This is a genomic window from Ferrimicrobium sp., assembly GCF_027319265.1.
In the GTDB taxonomy this organism is placed as follows: domain Bacteria; phylum Actinomycetota; class Acidimicrobiia; order Acidimicrobiales; family Acidimicrobiaceae; genus Ferrimicrobium.
Genome location: NZ_DAHVNP010000036.1, coordinates 1 through 5,160, shown reverse-complemented (window position 1 = coordinate 5,160; position 5,160 = coordinate 1). Strand labels below are relative to the sequence as shown.

Genomic DNA, 5,160 nt, shown 5'->3' with positions numbered 1-5,160 from the left:
GTGCAGAGGTTGTCAGTTCCTCATTCCCAGCGGTGGAAGTCGTTCTCTTGGTAGAGGTGACAACCACATGGGATAGATAAATCTAGTGTGCTCTACTCGGTGGGGGTGACGGTTTTGGGGAGGAAATTTGGGGGATTGGCAAATTTCTTGCCCTAGAGGCATCCAGACACCTCGGAACAGGCCCTCCCAACGAGGAGACCCGGCGGAGCACTGCACTCCTGAATGGGCACCAAGCCGACCAAGAGCTCCCCACACAAACACGGAAACCACGACCTCAAGGACCATACACCCTTCACCCCCATCCGCTCGCGCAAAACGGTTACGAAAGCTAAGAGCTGCAATACGTAAGGGAACGACCGCCTATGAATTCTCCCATAGAGTGAAGACGTGGACTACGGCATGGTTCATCTTGAAATCATCGGATTCGTAGTCGGAGCTCTCTTCACCGAGTTTGCGCTCGTTCTTGACACCATTCCAAACGGTACCCCACCGAAGCGAGTACGCTCGCTACTGCCCGTCATCTGTCTGTGGATCGGTTCATTTCTGCTCCTCCTCGCACCACTCCTCCTCATCATTAACCGTTCCTTACACTCACAGACCACAATCTGGTGTCTATTTGGTACAGCCGGCCTAGTCGTGGTCTTGTTGGCTGTTCGGAAGTTCGTGGCAGAAGACCGCCCAACAGGGCCGGAGCAGCTAACCCACCTAGGTCGCATCTTTCTAGCTAGCTGTTGGATGGCATGGGGATTACTTGCCGCGGCACTCCTTGCCGAGATCTACCGATTTCTTCCTCTCATCAGCCTGGCTGCTGCGACACTGGCAATCTTGGGCCTCATCTTGGCTATTGTCAGTCATGTCGAGGTTCCCGACCCCAAACTCCTCCTCCGGCTTCCGATCGCACTGGTGGCGGTCTTGTCACTCGTTGGCTTCGGTACCGCATTCGTCGGTCATTCAACCACCCTGCAGATCGAGCTGGGTGCCAACCAACAGCCCGTACTTGCCACTGCAACTCAGGGAGCACCCGGAATTCTTGACATCCGTGGCCTTAGGGCAGGCATCCTGACCTCAGGCTTAGGCCAATCTGATCGAGTGCTACAGCTCGACTTCCATGGCTATCTCCGTGTGAGCAAGCCGAACTTTCACCAACTCGTGACACTAACCATCCACGGCCGATTCGGAGACAGCAAGACACAATCGTTGCTATTCCGAGCACGCGGAGTCCCACAACCGGGCGGCTCCCTCGACGTGATGTCATCATCGCTCATCCTTCGCTCACACTCACCACGATTGGTTGCACACGGTCACGCCGACGCTGTCCTATCGGATGCAATCTTTGGGACCCTACGACTTCACCGTCGTTACTACGCCTATCTTCTGACGTATGAGCCAACCGGCCTCTATGTTCTCACTGGAACCATTAGTTTTTGGCCCCAATCGGCGAAGCTCGGACACGCTGCTCTCGAGTAATTGGCTGCCGAGCATCCGATATCAGGATGTAAGCTAGTTAACCGCGATGGTGATCGTAGCTCAGTTGGTAGAGCGCCAGATTGTGGCTCTGGAGGTCAGGGGTTCGAGCCCCCTCGGTCACCCCAGAACAGTGATCGCACCGCGAAGTGGTATGATCGTTCAGACCGAGCGCCTCTAGCTCAATGGCAGAGCAACGGACTCTTAATCCGCAGGTTCTGGGTTCGAATCCCAGGGGGCGCACCAGGTAGATGCTGGTTTTAGCATCCAAGCCTTCACTCTCTGCCCACATTCTGCCCACATTTCCTCTAGACTAGAGGTCGTGAGAGGATATGTGCGTAAGCGTGGGAAGGACGTATGGCAGATCGTCGTTGATCTGCCGAAGGATCCGGTGAGCGGCAAACGACGACAGCGTTACCTTACCGTGCACGGGACCAAGCGCAAGGCAGACGCCGAGTTGACGAGATTGCTCACCGAGGCCAGCAACTCCAAAGCACGAGTTTCAACCTCTTCGGTGGATCATGCCATCAGAGAGTGGATCGAGCTCGTTGGTCCGAACCTCTCCCCCACCACCGTCCGAGGCTATATGGGCTGGATCAACTCAGAGATCATCCCAAAGCTTGGCGTGCTACAGTTGGCCGACGTGAGCGCTGCTCATTTGGATCATCTCTATCGGGATCTCACGGCTAGGGGATGTGCACCGGCCTCGGTGCGCCAAGTCCACGCTATTGTCAGGCGGTTCTTCAACCAAGCGATGAGATGGGGATGGGCGAGTTCCAATCCTGCTCTGCTAGCTTCGCCGCCAAAGGTTCCAGCGGCACAAATCGTTACCCCGAGCATCGACCAGCTCCAGACAATCCTCCAAGAGGCCAGAGCAGTCCATCCTCAATGGGAGGCGTACTTTACTCTCGCAGCGCTGACTGGTATGCGTAGAGGGGAGTTGTGTGCGCTCCATTGGGATGATTGCATCGGTACCGGCCTAAGCGTAACCAAGTCATTGATCTATACCCCAGCCGGAGGTACTAGGGAGGCTCCAACCAAGACCCACCAGGGTCGAAACGTCGCGCTTGATGCCATTGCCAAGGCGGTCATCGAAGAGCAGAAGGACCGCCTTCGGCACGCAAGCTCAAGTCTCGGGCTCTCAACAGTGGAGAATCCCTACCTGTTCTACGCTGATCCCGACGGATCGACCCCTGTACATCCAGATAGTCCGTCGAAGCTCTTTCGGCGGATCGCGGACAAACACGGATGGAGGCAACTGCACCTGCACAGCTTGCGTCACTTCTCAGCGACCCAGCTCGTTGCCGCTGGGATGGATGTAAGAACCGTGGCAGGGCGACTAGGTCATGCAGACGCATCCATTACGCTGAAAGTCTACTCTCACGTCCTTGATGCCAAGAATCAAGAGGCGGCATCGATCATGGGAGCGATACTTACCAGCCACGACACCTGAAGAGGCCTAATACCTGACCTCAGAGTCGGGCCACCCCACCTCATGTCAGCGGACCAAATGCCCACCTCACTGTCCTAGGACAGCGATTCTCCCTTGCTTTGCCATGGGCGAGCTCTTTTGCAGAGCGATCTTCTCGGGTGCGGCCGTCTTCGCCGGCGATGCAACGCTCTGGCCGAGCTCCGTCTCCACGCCCTCGGTAGTCCTTCCGATCTTGACCCGGAGATGATCGTTTCGCACCGCGGGAAGGGTTCGAGATGGTGGGGTGAGCCAGGTTCTCTCCGGTCTGGTTGGTGAAAACTTTCTGCTCCCTTTGCCTGTGGGTACTATGAGCAAACAACAGCGACGAAAGGAGCAGTGAAATGGCAAGTATACAGGGGTTATTGAAGAATTTGGATTGGCAACTCACCTGGCTAAACGAGCTCGCACCAGCTGCGTTCCGCCAAGCGACGTTACCCCTTCTCGGGGCTGATGCGACAAAGTGGGAGATGGCTGACAAGGTGCTCTGGGTGCTTCTCTATTATCTCGACCACGATGACACCGAGAGATTCATTCGAGGGGTCAAGCAGATCGTTGAGTCCATGGAGTGTGCGTGCCAGAACAAAATCGTCAACCATATCCTTGGGTCTATGAGCCTAGAGATCCGCAACGAGGATGAGACGGGATTCCCCCATAGCTCGAAGCGCCTTGGCTATGACAACTCTTACCTGGAAAGCGCTCGCTCCTTGTTTCATTTCTTTTACCAGTGGCAGCCGGGTATGACGCAGTTCCCTGATGGGACGCCAATGAGCGAAGCCGATCTCGCCAACGCGAGGCACGCCTATGACTATGGATGGGTCGAAGACGACCGTGCTGAGGAGCTCTATGGTGCCTGTGATAGCGATGGTCATCCCGATGGACAGGGTGGTGACGAGGACTACGAATTGGAGTGGTCAGGGCGCTTGGCAGCTCTGTTGCCACGCTCTATCCCCGATGCCAGTGAGCGTCGAGTACTCTTTGATCGACTTAGCCCCGTTGGGGTTCCTGATCGTCGATACCAGCTTGCACTCTTTAGCGCGCGTGACCTTGATGCGCTGTCGGACTCAGGCACGAACTATCGAGATCACCAAGCGACGAAGAGCTATGCCAAGACAGTGGAGAATCTGGCTACCTGGGGACCCTATCGGGACTTTGGTTTCCGCCGTGGGGCAGTCCATGACCTCATCGACCTTGGTGCTGATCTCCCCAACTTCGAAGGAGTGATTGGACACCTAACCGAGGCGATCAACCTTGCGATGAGCTGGGGAAATCCTCTGAAGCTCACCCCTATCCTGTTAGTTGGCAAGCCTGGGACAGGAAAGTCGTATCTGGTGCGACGTCTAGGAGAGATCCTTGGGGTGACCCATCACCAGCTCGAGGCTGACAACCTTCATCACTCGAGTGCCTTGGCGGGCTCTGAACCCATCTGGTCAGCGGCAGCACCAGGGCTCGTCTTTGAGGCCTTGACATCTGGGAAACATGTGAGCCCGATCATCTCGCTCGATGAGATCGACAAGGCAGCGCGAGATTCGGGCCACGGGGATCCACTCGCTCCCTTGCACAGCCTCTTAGAGTCCGAGACGGCGAGGCACTTTCGCGACTCCTATCTGCCCCTTAGCATTGATGCAAGTCATGTGATCTGGATTGCAACCGCCAATAGTCTCGATCGACTTAGTGAGTCTCTTCTGAGTCGCTTTGTCGTCTTTTCAATCAAGGCTCCGACCCCATCCCAATCTCGATACATCACCGATTCGATTGTGCGTGAGCTCATGGACCAGTACCCGGGAGTTGGTATCGACGAGGAGGTGATCGACCAACTCACCTCCTTCACACCTCGAGAACAACGCCGTCTCCTTGAGGCCCTGATCGCGAGGGTCACCTTCTATGGTTCCGAGTGCATCGTCATTGATGATCTCAACGATGTGCTCGAGCGTCTTGGCACAGGACAGTCGTCACGGAACGGGCTTGGGTTTGCAAGCTAACGATTTCGATCCTTCCCCCTGGGTCTCGGCTAACTCGCGAAGGGGCCAGGGGGAAGACAATCTACGGACAGCTTCGGAGGTGGAGTGTCTGACCAAAGTGAAACCTGGAATTGCTCACCAAATGAGACACTGAACTCCGCTTACCTATGCAGCCTGTAGCTTAGCGACTTGTTCGAACTGAATCGGCGATAAATAGTCGATGCTCGAGTGAAGCCTCTTCCGGTTGTACCACTGAATCCAATCAAA

The 5,160-nt window shown here is 55.8% G+C and carries 4 protein-coding genes and 2 tRNA genes; 5 read left to right on the top strand and 1 reads right to left on the bottom strand.

What is annotated here, in order from left to right:
• The first annotated feature begins 399 nt into the window (after positions 1 to 399).
• The 5 genes from M7439_RS06395 (at position 400) to M7439_RS06375 (ending at position 4,914) form a co-directional block, all read left to right on the top strand.
• Positions 400 to 1,467 (top strand): hypothetical protein, encoded by a 1,068-nt coding sequence (locus M7439_RS06395; RefSeq protein WP_298344335.1) that lies wholly within the window; start codon positions 400 to 402, stop codon positions 1,465 to 1,467.
• A 49-nt stretch (positions 1,468 to 1,516) separates the two neighbouring features.
• Positions 1,517 to 1,592 (top strand) — tRNA-His (locus tag M7439_RS06390).
• Between the two features lie 43 nt (positions 1,593 to 1,635).
• Positions 1,636 to 1,710: transfer RNA gene (locus M7439_RS06385), tRNA-Lys, on the top strand.
• A gap of 88 nt (positions 1,711 to 1,798) precedes the next feature.
• The gene (locus tag M7439_RS06380) at positions 1,799 to 2,917 is read left to right on the top strand and encodes a tyrosine-type recombinase/integrase (RefSeq protein ID WP_308464413.1); all 1,119 of its coding nucleotides are present in this window, start codon (positions 1,799 to 1,801) and stop codon (positions 2,915 to 2,917) included.
• Between the two features lie 359 nt (positions 2,918 to 3,276).
• Positions 3,277 to 4,914 (top strand): AAA family ATPase, encoded by a 1,638-nt coding sequence (locus tag M7439_RS06375; protein WP_298344330.1) that lies wholly within the window; start codon positions 3,277 to 3,279, stop codon positions 4,912 to 4,914.
• Between the two features lie 144 nt (positions 4,915 to 5,058).
• Here M7439_RS06375 and M7439_RS13050 read toward each other — a convergent pair whose 3' ends face one another.
• Positions 5,059 to 5,151 (bottom strand): IS3 family transposase, encoded by a 93-nt coding sequence (locus M7439_RS13050; RefSeq protein ID WP_366525190.1) that lies wholly within the window; start codon positions 5,149 to 5,151, stop codon positions 5,059 to 5,061.
• Positions 5,152 to 5,160: the final 9 nt, after the last annotated feature.

Bases quoted from the DNA above. Each gene is read 5' to 3' on its own strand.
- M7439_RS06395 (WP_298344335.1), top strand. From the start codon at position 400: ATGGTTCATCTTGAAATCATCGGATTCGTAGTCGGAGCTCTCTTCACC.
- M7439_RS06375 (WP_298344330.1), top strand. From the start codon at position 3,277: ATGGCAAGTATACAGGGGTTATTGAAGAATTTGGATTGGCAACTCACC.